This is a genomic window from Peptoniphilus sp., assembly GCF_050943655.1.
In the GTDB taxonomy this organism is placed as follows: domain Bacteria; phylum Bacillota; class Clostridia; order Tissierellales; family Peptoniphilaceae; genus Peptoniphilus_A.
Genome location: NZ_JBMNPQ010000031.1, coordinates 1 through 18066, shown reverse-complemented (window position 1 = coordinate 18066; position 18066 = coordinate 1). Strand labels below are relative to the sequence as shown.

The window sequence follows — 18066 nt, the reverse complement described above, 5'->3', positions numbered from 1 at the left end:
AGACTATTATATTCTTTTCCAAAAAACAAGTCAACAGTTTTTCTTGATAAAGTGATGAATATTGGAAATGTTTTTATAAAATTAATAAACGAGTAGTCGATTATTTTTCAAATAAAAAATTCCCATATTTAAAACTAAGGGAATTTTATAATTTACATATTGTTTTTTATAAGGAGTTTATATCTGCTCCTAAGTTTTCTGATATTTTTTTACTAATATCTAATAAATAAGATATGTTTATCGCTTCAAGTTTCTTATCTAATAAAGAACTTATATTAGCTATTGCGATACCTGCAACAACTTTATTTTCATGATTAAAAATTGGAGCTCCAAAAGCTTTTACTCCTTTATCAACCTCTTCGTTACTTGTTGAATAACCATTTTTTATTATTTCTTCTACCTCTTCGTCAAAATTTGGGTGTTTAATTTTTACTTTATCTATTGTATTTTTTTGCAAATCAGGCTCAGCGAATGCATAATACGCTTTCGAAGCAGCTCCTTCAAAAAAGTTTACGGATTTACCTATATCACAGAAAAATCTAACATTTTCAACGCCATCTATTCGTTCAATAAAGATAAATTTATTATTATTTGCGATACCAAGAGTTACAGTTGAATGAGTTTTTGTAGCAAGCTCATTCATAAAAGGCCTAGCTATACTTCGAATGTCTAATCTGTTTAAAACTTTTGTACTTAGTCCCAGAACACCTACTCCCAAGCTGTATTTTTTAGTAATTTCATCTTTGCTAATTAAATTGTAAAACATTAAAGTGCTCAATATATTATAGACAGTGCTTTTGTTTATTTCTGTCATGTTACTTATATCAGTAAGCCCCAATGGCTCTTCTGAGTCTCTAAGCAGAAATAAAATCTTAACAACATTGTCTGTCGATCTTAATTTTTTCATCTTGCTCCTCTAGTTAATTTGTAATATATCTACAATAATTATAACAGAAAAGCAAATTTAATAATTGTTAATTAAATAATAACTTATAACATTAAAAAAGCGATGCAACTTTGCACCGCTTATACCTTACATTTTAAACAATATTTCGTTTTCGATATATATATGTCTTCTTGAGTGTATGTCTAGTTCTTTCATTTTTGCTTCGATTTCTTTTACTTCTTCTATATCTAGGTTTAGGTTATAGGAATGTGTCAATACTTTGATCCTGTCGAAGAGTCCTATTATTTTTTCGTGTTCTGCTATTAGGTTTTCGTAGTCCACGTCTTTATTTTTTAGTGCCTCTTTAAATTCGTATTCTTCTTCGCTTGAGAAGTGACTAACGAGCTCTGCTTTTATTAGTAGCACTATTTCATATATTACGAAAAGTTGCTCTCCGCACTCTCTGTAATATTTTTTGATTGATTTTGAAAATCCGTTGTCAATTTCTTCTATTAATGATAATTCTTTTGGGTGAATTTTTGTAACTATCATCTTAATTAGTTCTTCTTTTGTGTAGTCTTTGTACTTGTCTAGGTCAGCGTAGATATTTGTTTCGCCAATCATTTCTTGAAAGTCTTCGAAACTAATGTCGTTTTCTTTTAACACTGGCTCGATTTTTTCTGTTGCAACCATGTCGTAATCGATTCCAAGTTCTATAAGTTTTGGTATCACGTTTTTGTTTCTCATTGCTGCTTCTTCTACTGTCATTGTTCTGTTTAGCATTTCTTCATCCCCTCTATAAATCCTTTTATTTCTTCTTCAGATGTTCTGTAATCTGTCACAAGTCTTATTATGGATTCTTTTTTGTTATCCACTTCAAATATATTTTCTTCTGATAATTTTTCGATTTCTTCTGGACTCGATTTTATAAATACTTGGTTTGACTCGCCAAATAGTGGCTCTCTTCCTATTTCTTTTAAGCCTTCTACCAAGATTCTGCTCATTTTGTATGCGTGATCTGCATTTCTGTAATAAAGTCCGTCTTCAAAAAGCGTCTCAAAAGATATTCCGATTAAGAAAGATTTTGCCATCATGGCTCCTCTTTGTTTCATGTAAGATCTGAAATTCTTTTTAAGATCGTCGTTTAAAATTATCATTGCCTCGCCAAATATTGCACCGTTTTTTGTTCCTCCAAGGGAGAATATGTCGCAGTTTTCTGCTATTTCAGAAAGTTTTACTCCCGATGCTGCCATAGCGTGGGCAATTCTTGCTCCGTCGATGTATAGGTATAAATTATTTTCTTTTGCAAGCTCGTAGATTTCTTTTATTTCATCAAGTGTGTAGACTGTTCCAACTTCTGTTGTGTTTGAGATGTAGATTAATTTTATTTCTACGTCTATTTCTTCTGACTGACTGTCCAAAAGCTCCTTAATTTTTTCAGGCTTTAGCTTGCCGTCTTCTGTATTTATTGTGACAACTTTGTGCCCTGTTGCTTCAACTGAACCTGTTTCGTGGTGAGTGATGTGGCCAGTTTGTGCTGATAGGACTGCCTCGTAGGGCCTTAGGTTAAATGTTGTTGCCAAAATATTTGCTGCCGTTCCGCCAGATATAAATTCGATGTCGCAGTCTCTTTTTATTTCTTTTTTCAAAAGCTCGCGAGCTCTATCTGATATTTCATCTTTTCCGTAACCAGATGTGTTTTTATCAAAGATTTTTTCGATTTTTTCATAGATTTCTCTGTTTCCAAAATCTTTGTAATCGTTTAAAAAATTATTCATATTGCACCTCTTTACTCATAATACCCAAAGCAGGGACCATTATACCTTTATTTATTTTTTAATTTACTGTACAATTGTATTAATAATTGTATCAAAAATTCGTAAAACTACGAAGTTATTAATTTTAAAATTACAAGGCGAATGCCTTTAAGAGGTGTATATGAAAGCTCACGGTGCTAATGTTTTTGAGATTGCAAGAGAGAGAAACATTGATGTTTTGGAAATTTCAGATTTTTCATCAAATATCAATCCCCTCGGCGCAAGCAAGAAGACTCTAAATTATATAAAAGACAATTTGAATTTACTCTTCACATACCCCGATCCAGAGTATGTGGAGCTTAGAAAGTCCATTGCGACTTACAACAAGGCAAATGAGGATGACATTGTTCTTGGACTTGGCGCGACAGAAATTTTAAAGTCAAGTGTAGGGTACTATTCTCCCAAGAACTCAATGATTTTAAGCCCATGTTATAGCGAATACGAAGAGGAGCTTAAAAAGATTAATTCAAATATTTTCCACTTTAATCTAAAGTATGAAGATAAGTTTAAAATCCATGTGGATGAAATTATTTCTTATATTAAGGACAATGACATAAATTTATTTGTCTTTGCAAATCCAAATAATCCTACGGGAACTGCTCTTAAAAGGCATGAGATTGAGAAGATTTTAAAAGAGACTGATGTGAAATTAATTGTCGATGAGACTTACACAGAGTTCTGCGACCAAGAAGTTTTCTCATCTGGTTCTCTCACAAAAAAATACGACAATCTCCTAGTAACAAGAGGCACATCAAAATTTTTCTCCCTTCCCGGCATAAGGCTTGGTTATGGAATAACAAGCGATAGAGCACTCATCAAAAGTTTTAAAGATAAAGAAACTCTTTGGCAGATTAATTCTGTCGCCGACATGTGCGGACAAGTTATGTTTAGTGACATTGACTATCACAGAGAAGTTTTTAATTTTATAAAAACAAGAAGAGATTATCTATTTAAAGAACTGGGTAAAATTAATGGACTCGAACCAATTGAGTCAATGGGAAACTTTATACTTGTTAAAATTCACAGCAATATAAGTTCGACTGCTCTTCGTGAAAAACTTTCACAGGAGCTTATGATAGTTAGAGATTGCAAAACTTTTAAGGGTTTAGACGACTCTTATTTTAGGGTATGCATTCTTACAGACAAGGAAAATGAAAAGCTGATTAAAAATCTTAAAGATATATTTAATTAATATCGAAGGGAGGATTTATGAAAAATATCAAAAAATTACTCACAGCATTACTTATAATTCCCACGCTTTTAAGCCCCGTTTTTGCAACAGTACCAGAAGACGTAATCTTGCAAAATGATGAAATAAATACAAGAGATGTCAGTGAAAAAAGTAGCTTAGGCGAAAAAATACGCTCCATCGAAGAAGTTAGCGCGGGAGAGACAAATTCTCCAAAAAAACAAATCGAAAATTACAGCCCTTGGGCAATTAAAGAACTAAACGAAGTTCAGTTTATGGGAATTTTTCCAATTGAGAGATTAAATCCAGATGAAAACTTTAAGTCGCCTGCCACAATAGAAGATTTAAACACAGTTTTTAAATTATCAAAAGAAAAGCTTGCTCAAGCTGGAATAGAAACTGGAAACTTTGAATTTAAAAACACGACAAGGCTCGAGACATTAAAGTCAATTTCTGCACTACTTAAGGACGAGCACAAAATAAAAAACTTGCAGGATAAAAAAATCTTTAGGGGTCTTGTTGATGACGACTACCTAAACACAGACATACCACTGCAAGAGATGCTTGCACTTTATAAAAGGGCAGTATCAAATAAACTCGAAAAAGAAAACCTCACTTCTAAGGGATTTTTCTACGAAGTTAAAAATAAAAATAACACAGTCTACATGCTCGGTTCCGTCCACGTTGGAGCTACAAAGATGTATCCTGTCAGTCGTGAAATACTTAATTCCTTAAAAAAATCTTCAAAGATTTATATGGAAATTGACCTCACAAAAAAAGATGAGATTGAAGCTGCCAACAAAAAGGCATATTACGACGAAGAGGGACTTCTAAAAGAAGATTTGGGAGAAGATTTATACAATAGAGTTGTAAAGATTTTTGAAAATAACGGCGTTCCTGAAGAAAATATAAAAAAGCTTAGACCTTGGGCAGTTTACAACAATCTTTCAAACAATCCCAACAAGTCCATTGCTCACGCAGCTTATGGCGTTGAGTCCTACTTTTTGTCACAAGCTCTAGTAAATAATATTCCAATTGATCAGCTAGAGACTGTGGATTATCAGTCTCAGGTCCTTGCCGATTTTAACAAAGAAGCATATATTGAAATGATTAAGGGGCTCGTTAACGAAATCGAACAAAATGGCTACACAAATATGGATAGATCAATCGACAATTTAATTAACGCATGGATTGATGGCGACGACAATACGCTTCTATACTTAACTACAGGGGGTATCGGCGCACAAAAAGAATTTAGCGAAGCCTTAACTAGTGAGAGGGACAAAAATATGGCGAAAAAAATTGACGCTCTTCTTAAAGAAGATGGCAAAAACACATATTTTATCTTAGTCGGATCAGCTCACCTTGTTCCAACAAATTCTGTAACGGGAATCCTAAAGAATATGGGATATAATGTAGTTCGAAAAACTGTATAATTATAAATTGACAGGGAAACCTGTCTTTTTTATTGCAATTTTTTATACTTTTTTCACTTACTTTATAAAATAAAAGTGTTATCTTGCTATTTACGGGTAAGTGTAGAGTAGGACAAATAACAAACTACAAAAATTAAGGAGGATTTTATGTCAGATTATCATGAACCCGCACGCGAAATGAGCGAAGGCACAAGAGATATTATTCGTGCACTAAATAGTTTTGCTGAAGAAGTTGAAGCAGTTTTATGGTACACAGAAAGAGTTGAAGTTACAACTTCGGAAGATTTAAAAGAAATCTTGTGGCACAATGCCGTTGAAGAAATGGAACATGCCATTATGACTCTTGAGTGGCTTCGTCGCAACCAAGACGGATGGGACGACCAAATGAAAACATATCTATTTACTGAAGGCTCAATCATGGAAGCTGAAGAAAATGCCGAAGGAGAATCAAAAGAAGAAGATAAAGATCTTGGAATTGGAGAACTTTAATAGGAGGATTTATGAATATATTAAAGAGAAACCTGGCACCAATATCTAATGATGCTTGGCAAGAGATAGACGAAACAGCAAAAGACGTTTTTGTAAACACTTTAAACGCAAGAAAAGCTCTAAGTGTTATTGGCCCAAAGGGTTGGGACTATGCAGCAGTTAACTGTGGCAGACTTGATTTAATAAAAGACGTAGAATCTGATAAAAATGTATCTGATATTTGCACTGGCAAGTACGAATTAAAAAGCCTAATAGAAGCTAGAGTTAGCTTTAACCTAGACCGCTGGGAACTTGACAATATCGACCGCGGTGCTAAAGATGCAGATCTTGACAACTTAGAAGAAGCATGCGAAAAGCTTGCATTATTTGAAGATGATGTAATCTTTAATGGTTACAAGGACGAAATAGTTGGACTACATGATGCAGCTTCTCACCAATATTCTTTTGGAAAAGAAACAAACACTATTCTAAAAAATATTGGACAAGGAGCAACTGATTTAAAATATTCTTATGCAAAAGGTCCTTATGACTTAATAGTATCTGAAGAAGCTTATAATCTTATAAATAAAATCGAAGGCGGAGTATATCTTCTTGATGTGGTAAAAAAAATTATCGGAGGAGATATAATACTTTCTAAAGCATGCAAAGGCGCAATAATGATTCCGCACAAAGATGAAGATTTTGAATTTACTTTGGGACATGATTTTTCTATAGGATATGAAAAAGAAGATCCACAAAATGTTGGACTATTTGTATCTGAATCTTTCACATTTAGAGTATTAGATGAAGACAAAGTAGTTTCTTATAAATTATAAAAATAAAAAAATAAAGTCGAGGGGTTTTGCCCTTCGACTTTTTTTAATTTAAATTAACCAAATACTAAGAAAAGTATTGGAGCAGTAATAACTATACTTAAGATTACCCTCTCAATCCAAATAATGATGTAGTCTGAGAACTTGATAGGAATATCAGTACCCATGATACATGGAATAGATGCTGAGAAGAATAGAATTTCAGATACAGAAACAACTGCAACAAGCATTCTTGTAATTATATCGAAGTTTCCTGCTGCAATGATTGGTGCAGGTAGAAGCATCTCTGCTATTGAAAGAGCAAGTGCTTTTGCTGTAATCATTGGCTCAGGCATTCTAACTAGCATTGTAAATGGATAGAAGATGTATCCGATAATATCAAAAATTGGTGTGTAGTTTGCAAGTATAAGTCCGATCATACCAATTCCAAGTAGAGATGGTGCAATGTTAAGTGCCATCTTAAATCCGTCGATGAAGTTGGATTTAATAACTGATGGAAGTGATCCAGACTCCTTGTAAGATGTCATACCAGCGTTAACTGCGTCTTTAAATGTAACTTTCTTTTTAACATCTTTTTCCTTAACTTTGCCAGAATAATAAACTTCTGGTTTTTTAGAAAGTGGGAAAATTCTTGTAGTGATTGCTGTTACTATGAATGTTACAAGTAGAGTAATCCAGAAATATGATAGCCAGTGATCCATTATATCAAGTGTGTTGGCAACGATTACCATAAATGTTGCAGAAACAGTAGAAAATCCTGTTGCAATAATTGCTGCTTCTTTTGTAGTATAATAATCTTCTTTATAAACTCTATTTGTAATTAAAAGTGCAAGTGAGTATGAACCAACAAAAGATGCAACTGCGTCGACTGCAGATTTACCTGGAGTTTTGAAGATTGGTCTCATAACAGGTTCCATAAATACCCCAATAAATTCCATTAATCCAAAACCTGTAAGAAAAGCCAAGAACACTGATCCAATAGGAACGATTGTAGTTACAGAAACCATAATTCCGTTCCAAATCATTGGAAGCATGTCGCCGTCAAAAAATCTCGCAGGACCTTTATTAGTTATGAACATAAACATAAAGATGATACTTGTAAGCTTTAATACAAAGAAAACTGCATTTAAAGTTCCACCTTGCCATCCCTTTGTCTTAACTGCATAAATTACCCCCGCAGTTACCATAAAGATTCCAAAAAAGAAATTGTAATTTGGAATCGTTTTTACGAAATTGGTGATGTGGTCAATAGGAATTGTACTCTTTTCACCAATAGTGATAGGAATAAAGAACATGAAAATCCCGAAAATTGCATATAATAAGAATATAGCTACGTCTTTGGAATTTTAGTTCTTCTTAGTGCTTCCTTCCATTAATATTCCTCCTTAAACTATTAAATTTTAGTCTGATAATACACGACCAGGATTATTATACCACAATCTTTATTAAAAGCATAGTTATTCATATGTTCTATTTGAATAATGTGCATTACTTCTCTATTTCACACGTCATAAAAAATAAAAAAGTCTCTCTTTATTTAAAAATTTAAAAGCCCTTAAGCGAATTTAAAATTAAAACTACAGTTGTAATAACAACTGTCTTGTCAGTAAACATTTACTGTGCTATACTACTATTTATATTTTGTACTGGGGGAAAGTTGTGAACAATTTAGAAAAATTACAAAAATTAAAAGAAGAAACGGACGCAGTAATACTTGCCCACTACTATGTGGACGGAGAAATTCAAAAAGTGGCTGACTTCGTTGGCGACTCATTTTTCTTGGCACAGACTGCTGAGAAGCTAGAGAACAAAACAATAGTTATGGCGGGAGTTTATTTTATGGCAGAAAGTGTCAAAATCCTAAATCCCGACAAAAAAGTTCTACTCGTCGACAAATGTGCATCATGCCCAATGGTTGATATGATTACAGTAGATGAAATTGAAAGAGTAAGAAGCGAGAATGAAGATATAGCTGTCGTATGCTACATAAATTCAAGTGCAAAGATTAAGGCGCACTGCGACGTGTGCGTAACATCATCAAATGCACTAAAGATAATCGAAAGCCTTCCTGAGAAAAACATATTCTTTGTGCCAGATAGAAATCTCGGCTCATACATTGCAAAGAACGTTCAAGATAAAAATATTATCTTAAACGACGGATGCTGTCCTGTGCACGATAAAGTTAGTGCTGATGTTGTAAAAAAATTAAAAAAAGAGCACCCTAATGCTAAAGTCCTTGCCCATCCAGAATGCAAGTCTGAAGTAATCGAGCTAGCTGACTTTGTTGGAAGCACTAAGGGAATAATACTTGAAGCAGATAGTGACTCTCACGAATTTATAATCGTGACTGAAAAGGGCATTTCAAGTAAACTAAGTGAACTATATCCCGAAAAAACTTTTTATTACATTGACGACTTTATCTGTGATGACATGAAGCTTTTAACAATGGAGAAATTAATCCACACATTGGAATTTTCAGAAAACGAAGTGGAAGTTGACAAAGAAATTGCAAAAAAGGCAATTGTGCCTCTTGAAAGAATGTTAAAGCTAGGAGCAAAATAATGGAAATTTTAAAATCAGATGTGGTAATAATTGGATCTGGAGTTGCGGGACTTTCTTGTGCCTTAAATATAGACAGCGACAAAAAAATAATTTTAATCACAAAAAAGGAGCTTGAGGACAGCAATTCCTACCTCGCTCAAGGCGGAATCTCAATCAGAAAAGGAGAAAGTGATAGAGAAACCTTTATCGAGGACACAATGAAGGCTGGTCACTACGAAAATATAAAAGAAGCTGTTGAAGTTTTGGTCGACGAGTCTGAAGATGCACTTAAGTTTTTGGTTGAAAACAATGTGGACTTTAACCGCGAAGATGGCGAGATACTCTTCACAAAAGAGGGCGGTCACAGCACAAATAGAATCGCATACTGCGACGACATTGCAGGCGAGTGCATAATGAATGCACTAATAGCAGAAACTAAAAAGAGAAAAAATATCGAGATAATTACAAACGCTAAAATGGAGGACCTACTCATTTTAGACAACAAATGCTACGGAATATATGCAAAATCTAAAGATAAAGACTACAAGATTTATGCAGGAGTAACTGTACTTGCAACGGGCGGAATGGGCGGAATTTACAAAAATACCACTAACTTCTCACACATAAAGGGCGACGGAATTGCCCTTGCCATAAAGCATGGCATAGACCTTCGCGACATATCTTATGTGCAAATTCACCCAACTGCACTCTATGAAGACAGCGACGATAGAAGGTTTCTCGTAAGTGAAGCCGTTCGTGGCGAGGGGGGTCACCTTTTAAACCAAAAACATGAGCGTTTCACAGACGAACTAAAGCCAAGAGACATCGTATCGAGTGCAATACTTAAAGAAATGGAAAAGGACAAATCAGATTATGAGTACCTCGACATGAGTGTCATCGAAACTGACATCAAAGAGAGATTTCCAAATATTTACAAAAAGCTCATAGAAATTGACATCGACCCATACAAAGAACCGGTTCCAATTGTGCCAGCAGCACATTACACAATGGGAGGAATAAAAGTTGACCTTGATGGAAAGACAAGTGCAAAGAACTTATACGCAGTTGGAGAAGTTGCATCAACTGGAGTTCACGGCAAAAATAGACTTGCAAGCAATTCACTTCTTGAAAGTGTAGTTTATGGCACAAGGGCTGCAAGATCAATTAATGACAGTAAAATTGAAATAGAAGAAGTTGACGCAGATTATAGTGACCTAATGAGCTACGAAGAAGAGTGCAACATGATTAGAATGAGGATGGATTTAGATGCAAAGAATAAAGAACTTTCAAATTGACGAATACATATTAGAAGCTCTAAAAGAGGACATAAATTACGAAGACGTGTCGACAAATGCAATTTATAAAACAGATAAAATAGCAAGAGTCACATTACTTGCAAAAGAAGACGGAATATTGGCAGGACTCTTCGTGTTTAAAAGAGTATTTGAATTAATTGATAGAGATGTAAAATTCACAGACTATAAAGAAGAGGGCGACGAAGTTAAAAAGGGCGACAAAGTCCTTGAAGTAGAAGCAAATATCGCTACACTCCTAACAGGAGAGCGCCTTGCACTAAATTACTTGCAGAGAATGAGCGGAATTGCAACAAACGCGCGCAAGATGATTGAAGCCCTTGGTGATGAAAACATAAAAATCTTGGACACAAGAAAGACGACACCAAACATGAGAATATTCGAAAAATATGCCGTAAACATCGGTGGAGCAAATAACCACAGATTTAACCTAAGCGACGGAGTGCTCCTTAAGGACAACCACATTGCCGCAGCAGGATCAGTAAAGGCTGCAATCGAAATGGTTAGAGAATACTCACCATTTATCAAAAAAATTGAAGTTGAAGTAGAAGACCTCGACATGGTAAGAGAAGCAGTAGAACATGGCGCAGACATAATAATGCTCGATAACATGGATATTGACAAAATAAAAGAAGCTTCTGCTATAATAAATAAAAGGGCGATTATTGAAGTATCGGGAAACATCGACCTTCAAAACATTGCAAATTACAGAGGTCTTGCCATTGACTACATCTCTAGTGGCTCCATGATTTATGCAGCAGATGTCCTAGACCTCTCCATGAAAAATCTGAGGTATGTAAATGAATGAAACTGAAAAGAGAAGAAAACAAATAATAGAAATCCTAAATAAAAGCGATGTGCCAATAAGCGGCAGCGTCTTGGCAGAAAATTTTGACGTATCAAGGCAGGTAATAGTACAAGATATTGCCATACTAAAGGCTGAAAATTACAAAATAATTTCAACAAATAGAGGCTACAAGCTCTTCGATAACAAAAGACCGAGTCGCGTCCTTAAAGTATCGCACAGAGACGACGAAATAGAAAAAGAACTAAACGCGGCAGTTGACCTTGGAGCAGAAGTAGTAAATGTATTTGTGTGGCACAAGGCATATGGAAAAATCGAAGCAGAACTCAACATAAAATCGCGAAAAGACGTAAAAGATTTGATAAAGAGAATTGAATCTGGAGTGAGCCGTCCGCTAAAAAGAATAACTGACGACTACCACTACCACTTAGTTGAGGCAGATACAGTAGAGACCTTAGACGAAGTGGAAGAAGCCTGGGAAAAACTAGGAATAATAATTAAAGAATGAATGAAAAAAACTGACTCCAATTAAAATGGGGTCAGTTTCTTTCTTAGAACTTTAAAACCTAAGGATTTTGAATGGGGTTTTGACTAATTATCCTTAAAATAAATACCCGGATGCGCCTTATCGCACCCTTCTTTTTCGCAAATTTCACAAGCAGTCATCGGGTACTTACTAGATGAATGGTGTCTTTTAATACATTCCTTGCAGTTTTTATAAAGATCACATTTAACATTGAGACATGGACAAGTCTTTGGATTATAAAGCATAACTTCCTCCGTCTAAACAACATCATCTTTTCTGCCCATATTTAGAATATAATAATTAGAAAAATAATACCGTTGTTATAACAACAGAAAATAGTTTATTGTGTATAATTGTGAAGTTTTCCGTTATTAAGATGATTAGTTAAGGATTTGTACCTTGTGAGGAAACAACCTTATCATTTTAATGAAAAACCCCCCCACCTGTCATCCCGAGCGTTAGTCGAGGGATCGGCACCTTCCGTAGAAACAGTCTATCGTCTTAATGAAAAAATCCCCACTCGTCATTCTGAGCGAGCACGTAGTGCGAGTCGAAGAATCTGCAAAGCATTCGAGCGAGAACTAATCGTTTTTAAGAAATAGTGTATAGGAGAATCATAAAAATAAAGAATAAAATAAACGAAAAAAGGTATGTCAGAGGAACCGCTCAAGGCCGCTAGGCCAAGTAACGTTCCCCTGACATATCCTTTTTTCTATTTATAAAGAATTTGGAAAGCTTTTGGAAAAATCACGTACTTCACAAGTCATAACCCCCACACCCCGTCATCCCGAGCGTCAGTTGAGGGATCTGCAAAGTAATATAGCGAGAACTAATCGTTTTAAAAAAATAACATCAAGGAGTAACAAAACCCCTCGGCAAACAGCCTAAACACCTGTCGTCACCTCTTACTCGTCATCCCGAGCGCGAGTCGAGGGATCTGCAAAGCATTCGAGCGAGAACTTATCGTCTTAAAGAAATAGCGTAAAGGAGAGTCACTCAAAAACACAGTTTGGTTAAGACGACAACACATCGCTCCCTACCATCTACAGATCCTTCGACTCCACTTCAGGCTTCGCCTTCCGTTTCGCTCAGGATGACACCCCTACACTCCGTCATCTTGAGCGAGAGCTTTGCTCGAGTCGAAAGATCTGCAAGGCATTCGAGCGAGAACTTATCGTTTTAAAGAAATAGCGTAAAGGAGAAACACCCCAGAACTCTTTCTCAATAAAACGACCACACATCGCCACCATAACCCTACAGATCCTTCGACTCACTTCGTTTGCTCAGGATGACGCCCCTACACCCTGTCATCCCGAGCGTTAGTCGAGGGATCTGCAAAGCATTCGAGCGAGAACTAATCGTTTTAAAGCAAGAATGTAACGGAGAATTACTCCAAAACTTTTCATCAATAAAACGACCTCACATTGCCACCATAACCCTACAGATCCTTCGGCTCCGTCGTCGCGTAGCTCCTCCCTTGTTCAAGATGACGCCCAAAGGGGCATCTTCATCTTTTAAGCCCACTCTAATATAAATTCATCTAAGTTTATAATTTATAAGTCTCATTCCATTTAGTATTACTGCCAGTATGCTCGCCTCGTGGACAAACATTCCAATCGACATGTTCATCCAACTGCTAAATACTAGTGATGCTAGAAGAAATATTACAACTCCAACGGCGATTACGATATTTTGAATCATATTGCCATAAGTCTTTTTGGCAAGTCCATATGCGTGAGGGAGCCTTCTTATATCTGAATTCATGAGAACAACGTCTGAGACTTCAATTGCCACATCTGTCCCTTTACCCATGGCTATTGCCACATCTGAAAGTGCAAGGGAAGGGCTGTCGTTAATGCCATCACCAACAAAGGATACGATGTGACCCTCATCTTTCATCTTCTTGACGAAGTTTGCCTTATCCTCTGGCAGCATGTTGCCGTGCGCCTCGCTAAGGCCCAACTCGTTTTTTATCGTTTCGACAGAGCCCTGGTTGTCTCCAGAAAATATGATGAGATTTTTTGCACCGAGTTCTCTTAATTTTTGAAGTTCTTCTTTTGCGCCGGCTCTTGCTCTATCTCTTATTCCAATTATGGCGCTAAGTTTTTTATCTATTGCTACTAGAATGATGGAATTTCCGTCACTTTCATATTTTTCTAACAATCTCTTTATTTCTTCATTTATTTCTACATTTTTGCTCTCCATTAAATTCAAATTGCCGATTAAAATATTTTTCGCATCGACTTCTGCCTCGATTCCGCCGCCCTTTACTACATCTGTGCTAGAGGTTTCATAGATTTTTCTATCTTCAGCGTATTCGCTCACGATTGCATTTGCAAGTGGATGGTCGGACTCTCTTTCAACGCTAACTAATATGTCTTTAATATATTTTTCGTCTCCAAAAAATTCTGCCTCCACTACTTGTGGCTTTCCGATAGTTAGTGTGCCCGTCTTGTCGAAGATGAATGTGTCCGCCTTTGAAAAGTTTTTTATGAGTTCACTTCCTTTTAGGAGCACACCATTTTTCGCACCGTTACCGATTCCTGCAACGTTTGACACGGGAACGCCAATCACAAGTGCACCTGGGCAACCTAAGACTAGGACTGTTATCGCAAGTTCAATATCTTTTGAAAAAACATATACCAACACTGCGATTAATAGAGTTATGGGCGTGTAGTATTTGGAGAAGCTATCGATAAATCTTTCGGCTTCAGATTTTGAATCTTGCGCCTCTTCGACGAGCTCGATAATTTTGCCAAAAGTGGTGTCTTCCCCAACTTTATTCGCCCTTATCGTCAAAGTTCCGTTTTCTAAAATCGTTCCTGCAAAAACTTCGCTGTCTTTTTCCTTCTCAATATAATCGGACTCACCCGTTATGCTCGCCTCGTTTACATAGCCACTTCCCGAAATTACGCTCCCGTCAACTGGGATTTTGCCGCCAGTTTTTACCATCAAAGTGTCGCTAATGTCCACATCGTCAATGTCCACTTCAATAAATTCGCCATCTTCTGTGAGCTTAAAGGCAGTGTCAGGTGCGATTTCTGAAAGTGATTTAATTGCAGAGCGAGTCTTGTTTAAAGTTCTCTGTTCCAAATATCCGCCGAAGAGGAATAGAAAGCTCACAATGGCAGACTCCTCATAATTTTTAATAACAAAGGCGCCAGCAATTGCAATTGTCACAAGGACGTCGATGCTTACGACCTTTACTTTTAATGAAGCGTAGGCCTGCACTGCAATTGGCAAAAGCCCGATGATAGATGCTACTATAAATAAAACTTCCGTCAAATTATTAAATCCTAGCAAAAAGTGATTTAAAATTCCAATGATGATCAAGATTCCACTTAAAAAAGTAATATTATTTTTGTTTTTAAATACGAATCTTTGCATAAAAATCACCTGTTTTCGTAAGATTTATCAAATTCTTCCAAAACTTTATAAACTTTTTCGTAAGTTTCACAAACATCTCCCGGAACTTTGTAATTATCTGTAATTTCTCTTAGCTTTTTAAGTTCATCGTCTAGATTATCGTCTCCGCGACTTATTTTTTCTTTAATAGTTTCATAAGTATCAGAAACTTCAAAAATTTCACCATGATGTGGTCCGTGAACTCTCTTTACAATTGGCATTACCATATCAAGTTCCTTAAAATTTTTCTCCATATTTTTATTGATTAACATAATGACCTCCATAATTAATAAAAATCCTGAGTACTTGACTCATAGAAAAATTCAAACAAAATTATCTGACAGAAGATTTCTTAACTTCGTACCCCACGTTTTTAATTGCGTCTTCAATTTCCGCAACGCTTGTCTTTTCTTCGTCAAATTCAAGTTTTACCTTGCTCGCATTAAATAAAACTTTTGTGCTATCGCCACTCACTCCACCTATGCTTTTAACTGCAGCTTCAATTTTTACTGCGCATGATGGACATGCTAAATCTTCTAATTGAATAGTTGCTTTTTTCATAATTCCTCCTAAAATTTCTTCATTTTTTCTTTGTTTTTAACAATAATTTCCTTATAACCTACGAGCTCCACATTTTTATCCTGCTCAATTTCTTTAAGTTTTTTCGACACAGTCTCGCGCGAGAGGTTGATTTCACGCCCGATAGTCTCACGGCTTAGCCTTATTGTGTCAGATCCCGTCTCCTCACACTTGTTTACTAGATAGCCCTCGAGCCTTTCTTTTGGATCTTTTATAAAGAGCAGGCTCTTTATCGTCATGGACTCCTTTAGCTTTTTGCCCAAGTTTTCGATAAGCTTTTTGGCAAATTTTGGTTTTTCCATAATGTATGGAACGAGTGAGTCCTTTGTTATTTGGCAGACTACAGCATCGCCTATGCTTTCAATATACATATTGTAATTTTCATCTGTAAAAATCAGCTCCTCGCCAAAGGTGTCGTTTTCGTTTAAAATTTTATAAATATACTCCTTGCCGTTTTCATCATAATTCGACAACTTTAACTTTCCCTTCTTCACGACGAGAATTGAATCGACCTTATCATCTGGAGAGTATAAAATCGTCTTGTCCTTTAACTTCTTGTGATTTGAAAAGTACATAATGTCCATTTTTGACTCCAAAGATAAATCCTTAAAAATTTCTATATTTTCAATGCACATGTCGTGATGACAAATCTTATTATTTTCCATCGCCATCCCACCTTCTGATTATATTTTCTCATATATAAAAATAAATTCTGTGAACAGACTCACACATTTAGATTTTCTGCTAAAATTTAAATTAATTGTGACAGATTAAAAAATGCCAATGCTTGAAAAGAAATAAATTCTATAATACTATAAAAACATAAAAAGAATTCTATGAAGTAGGGGAAATAATTGAAGAAAAATATATATGTGGGAAAAATTGTGGAAGCAAACTTTCCAAATAAAAATAAAGTTCAGATAGAAGATAATGTTATAAATGTGAAGGGCGGAATCCTCGGACAGACTGTTGAAGTTAAAAGAAGCCGCGGCAAGAAGGGCAAAATTTTAAATGTAGTTAAAAAATCTGACCTTGAGACTCTTCCAGGTTGCATTCACACTGAATGTGGAGGATGTGCCTACGACACACTTACTTATGAGGACGAAGTGAAGTACAAAGAAGACATGCTCAAAAAATTATTTAAAGAAAATGGCTTTGACTTCGACTTTAACCTAATACCAAATTCGCACTACACATCTTACAGGAACAAAATGGAGTACACCTTTGGCGACGAGTACAAGGGCTCTCCAATCGCTCTTGGACTTCACAAAAAGAACAAATTTTATGAAATAGAAAACACGACAGACTGCCAAATTGTACACGAAGACTTTAACAAAATAAGGTATTTCACAAGAGACTACTTTGAGGACGAAGCCTTTTACAACAGGAGAACTCACGAGGGCACAATGAGACACCTCGTCATCAGAAGGACAAATTACGGCGAGATTTTAATAAATCTTGTGACAGTAAAAGATCATGGGCTCGACTTAGAAGGCTATGTAGATGGACTTTTAAAACTTGACCTTGAGGCAAAAATTGTCGGAATAACTCACACATCAAACGACTCTTTATCTGATGCAATAATAAACGAAGGATTTGAAATTTTATACGGTCGCGACTACTGTGTGGAAGAACTTTTGGGGCTTAAATTTAAAATAGGAGCCTTCTCATTCTTCCAAACAAATTCCTATTCAGCAGAAACACTATATAAGATAGCACAAGAATTTATCGGCGACATAGAAAACAAAAATATCCTAGACCTTTACTCTGGAACGGGCACAATAACACAGATTATGGCACAAAAGGCGAAGAAGGCAGTGGGAATTGAAATAGTTGAGAGTGCAGTTAAAGACGCCTTTGAAAATGCAAAACTAAACGCAATAGAGAATGTGGACTTTATCGCAAGTGACGTATTAAAAGCACTTGACGACCTTAAATTCGAGGCAGAAGTAATCGTCTTAGATCCGCCACGCGAAGGAGTAAACCCAAAGGCGCTCAAAAAAATATTAGAAAGACATCCTCAAGAAATACTCTACATCTCATGCAACCCAGTAACATTTACTGAAGACTTGGAGAAAATTTTAGAAGAAGGATATAAAGTTTTGAAAATAACAGGCCTTGACCAATTCCCAAGAACAAATCACGTTGAAGCAGCAATTCTGATGACGTATTGTGGTTTGGACAAGGAATAATAGGAGTCAACCACAACATGTAGTGGTTTGAGTACGAAAATTGGGTCAAAAACAGGCTAAAAAATACCGTTTTTTG

At 35.8% G+C, this 18066-nt stretch carries 17 protein-coding genes; 9 read left to right on the top strand and 8 right to left on the bottom strand.

Annotated features, from left to right (window positions below):
• Positions 1-166: 166 nt before the first annotated feature.
• The 3 genes from ACOX6R_RS04460 to ACOX6R_RS04450 form a co-directional block, all read right to left on the bottom strand.
• A complete protein-coding gene (locus tag ACOX6R_RS04460) occupies positions 167-907 on the bottom strand; it encodes an IclR family transcriptional regulator (protein ID WP_433447678.1) in 741 nt (246 codons plus the stop codon).
• Between the two features lie 126 nt (positions 908-1033).
• Positions 1034-1669, bottom strand: coding sequence for a hemerythrin domain-containing protein (locus ACOX6R_RS04455; RefSeq protein ID WP_433447676.1), 636 nt, complete (start codon positions 1667-1669; stop codon positions 1034-1036).
• Positions 1663-2664, bottom strand: coding sequence for a threonine aldolase family protein (locus tag ACOX6R_RS04450; RefSeq protein ID WP_433447674.1), 1002 nt, complete (start codon positions 2662-2664; stop codon positions 1663-1665). Before ACOX6R_RS04450 ends, ACOX6R_RS04455 begins: the two co-directional genes overlap by 7 nt.
• A gap of 160 nt (positions 2665-2824) precedes the next feature.
• On the opposite strand from ACOX6R_RS04450, the gene ACOX6R_RS04445 reads away from it, so the two are divergent.
• From ACOX6R_RS04445 to ACOX6R_RS04430, 4 genes are all read left to right on the top strand, one after another.
• Positions 2825-3895: a pyridoxal phosphate-dependent aminotransferase gene (locus ACOX6R_RS04445; RefSeq protein WP_433447672.1), complete on the top strand. Its 1071-nt coding sequence runs from the start codon at positions 2825-2827 to the stop codon at positions 3893-3895.
• Positions 3896-3912: 17 nt separating this feature from the next.
• Entirely contained in the window at positions 3913-5328 is a 1416-nt protein-coding gene (locus ACOX6R_RS04440) for a TraB/GumN family protein (RefSeq protein WP_433447670.1), read from the top strand.
• A gap of 147 nt (positions 5329-5475) precedes the next feature.
• On the top strand, positions 5476-5817 hold the full coding sequence (locus ACOX6R_RS04435) for an encapsulin-associated ferritin-like protein (protein WP_433447668.1): 342 nt from the start codon (positions 5476-5478) through the stop codon (positions 5815-5817).
• Positions 5818-5828: 11 nt separating this feature from the next.
• Positions 5829-6632, top strand: a complete 804-nt coding sequence (locus tag ACOX6R_RS04430) for a family 1 encapsulin nanocompartment shell protein (protein WP_433447666.1) — start codon at positions 5829-5831, stop codon at positions 6630-6632.
• A gap of 53 nt (positions 6633-6685) precedes the next feature.
• On the opposite strand, the gene ACOX6R_RS04425 is transcribed toward ACOX6R_RS04430, so the two are convergent.
• Positions 6686-7924, bottom strand: coding sequence for a YjiH family protein (locus ACOX6R_RS04425; RefSeq protein WP_433447664.1), 1239 nt, complete (start codon positions 7922-7924; stop codon positions 6686-6688).
• 364 nt (positions 7925-8288) lie between these two features.
• Between ACOX6R_RS04425 and nadA the strand changes: the two genes are divergently transcribed.
• Genes nadA through ACOX6R_RS04405 form a run of 4 tightly spaced genes read left to right on the top strand, consistent with a single transcriptional unit; the run spans position 8289 to position 11796 of the window.
• Positions 8289-9191, top strand: coding sequence for a quinolinate synthase NadA (gene nadA, locus ACOX6R_RS04420; protein WP_433447662.1), 903 nt, complete (start codon positions 8289-8291; stop codon positions 9189-9191).
• Complete coding sequence (locus ACOX6R_RS04415) at positions 9191-10465, top strand: L-aspartate oxidase (protein WP_433447660.1); 1275 nt, start codon at positions 9191-9193, stop codon at positions 10463-10465. The genes nadA and ACOX6R_RS04415 overlap by 1 nt, the downstream gene beginning before the upstream one ends.
• A complete protein-coding gene (gene nadC / locus ACOX6R_RS04410; protein ID WP_433447658.1) occupies positions 10437-11291 on the top strand; it encodes a carboxylating nicotinate-nucleotide diphosphorylase in 855 nt (284 codons plus the stop codon). Before ACOX6R_RS04415 ends, nadC begins: the two co-directional genes overlap by 29 nt.
• On the top strand, positions 11284-11796 hold the full coding sequence (locus ACOX6R_RS04405; RefSeq protein WP_433447655.1) for a transcription repressor NadR: 513 nt from the start codon (positions 11284-11286) through the stop codon (positions 11794-11796). The genes nadC and ACOX6R_RS04405 overlap by 8 nt, the downstream gene beginning before the upstream one ends.
• A 1554-nt stretch (positions 11797-13350) precedes the next feature.
• Here the strand turns inward: ACOX6R_RS04405 and ACOX6R_RS04400 are convergent.
• The 4 genes from ACOX6R_RS04400 to ACOX6R_RS04385 all read right to left on the bottom strand — a co-directional run bounded on the left by ACOX6R_RS04400 (position 13351) and on the right by ACOX6R_RS04385 (position 16463).
• Positions 13351-15201 (bottom strand): heavy metal translocating P-type ATPase, encoded by a 1851-nt coding sequence (locus tag ACOX6R_RS04400; RefSeq protein ID WP_433447652.1) that lies wholly within the window; start codon positions 15199-15201, stop codon positions 13351-13353.
• A gap of 5 nt (positions 15202-15206) precedes the next feature.
• Complete coding sequence (locus tag ACOX6R_RS04395; protein WP_433447650.1) at positions 15207-15491, bottom strand: hypothetical protein; 285 nt, start codon at positions 15489-15491, stop codon at positions 15207-15209.
• 61 nt (positions 15492-15552) lie between these two features.
• Complete coding sequence (locus tag ACOX6R_RS04390) at positions 15553-15780, bottom strand: heavy-metal-associated domain-containing protein (RefSeq protein ID WP_433447648.1); 228 nt, start codon at positions 15778-15780, stop codon at positions 15553-15555.
• A gap of 8 nt (positions 15781-15788) precedes the next feature.
• On the bottom strand, positions 15789-16463 hold the full coding sequence (locus ACOX6R_RS04385) for a Crp/Fnr family transcriptional regulator (RefSeq protein ID WP_433447646.1): 675 nt from the start codon (positions 16461-16463) through the stop codon (positions 15789-15791).
• A 189-nt stretch (positions 16464-16652) separates the two neighbouring features.
• On the opposite strand from ACOX6R_RS04385, the gene rlmD reads away from it, so the two are divergent.
• Positions 16653-17990 (top strand): 23S rRNA (uracil(1939)-C(5))-methyltransferase RlmD, encoded by a 1338-nt coding sequence (gene rlmD, locus ACOX6R_RS04380; protein ID WP_433447644.1) that lies wholly within the window; start codon positions 16653-16655, stop codon positions 17988-17990.
• Positions 17991-18066 lie beyond the last annotated feature (76 nt).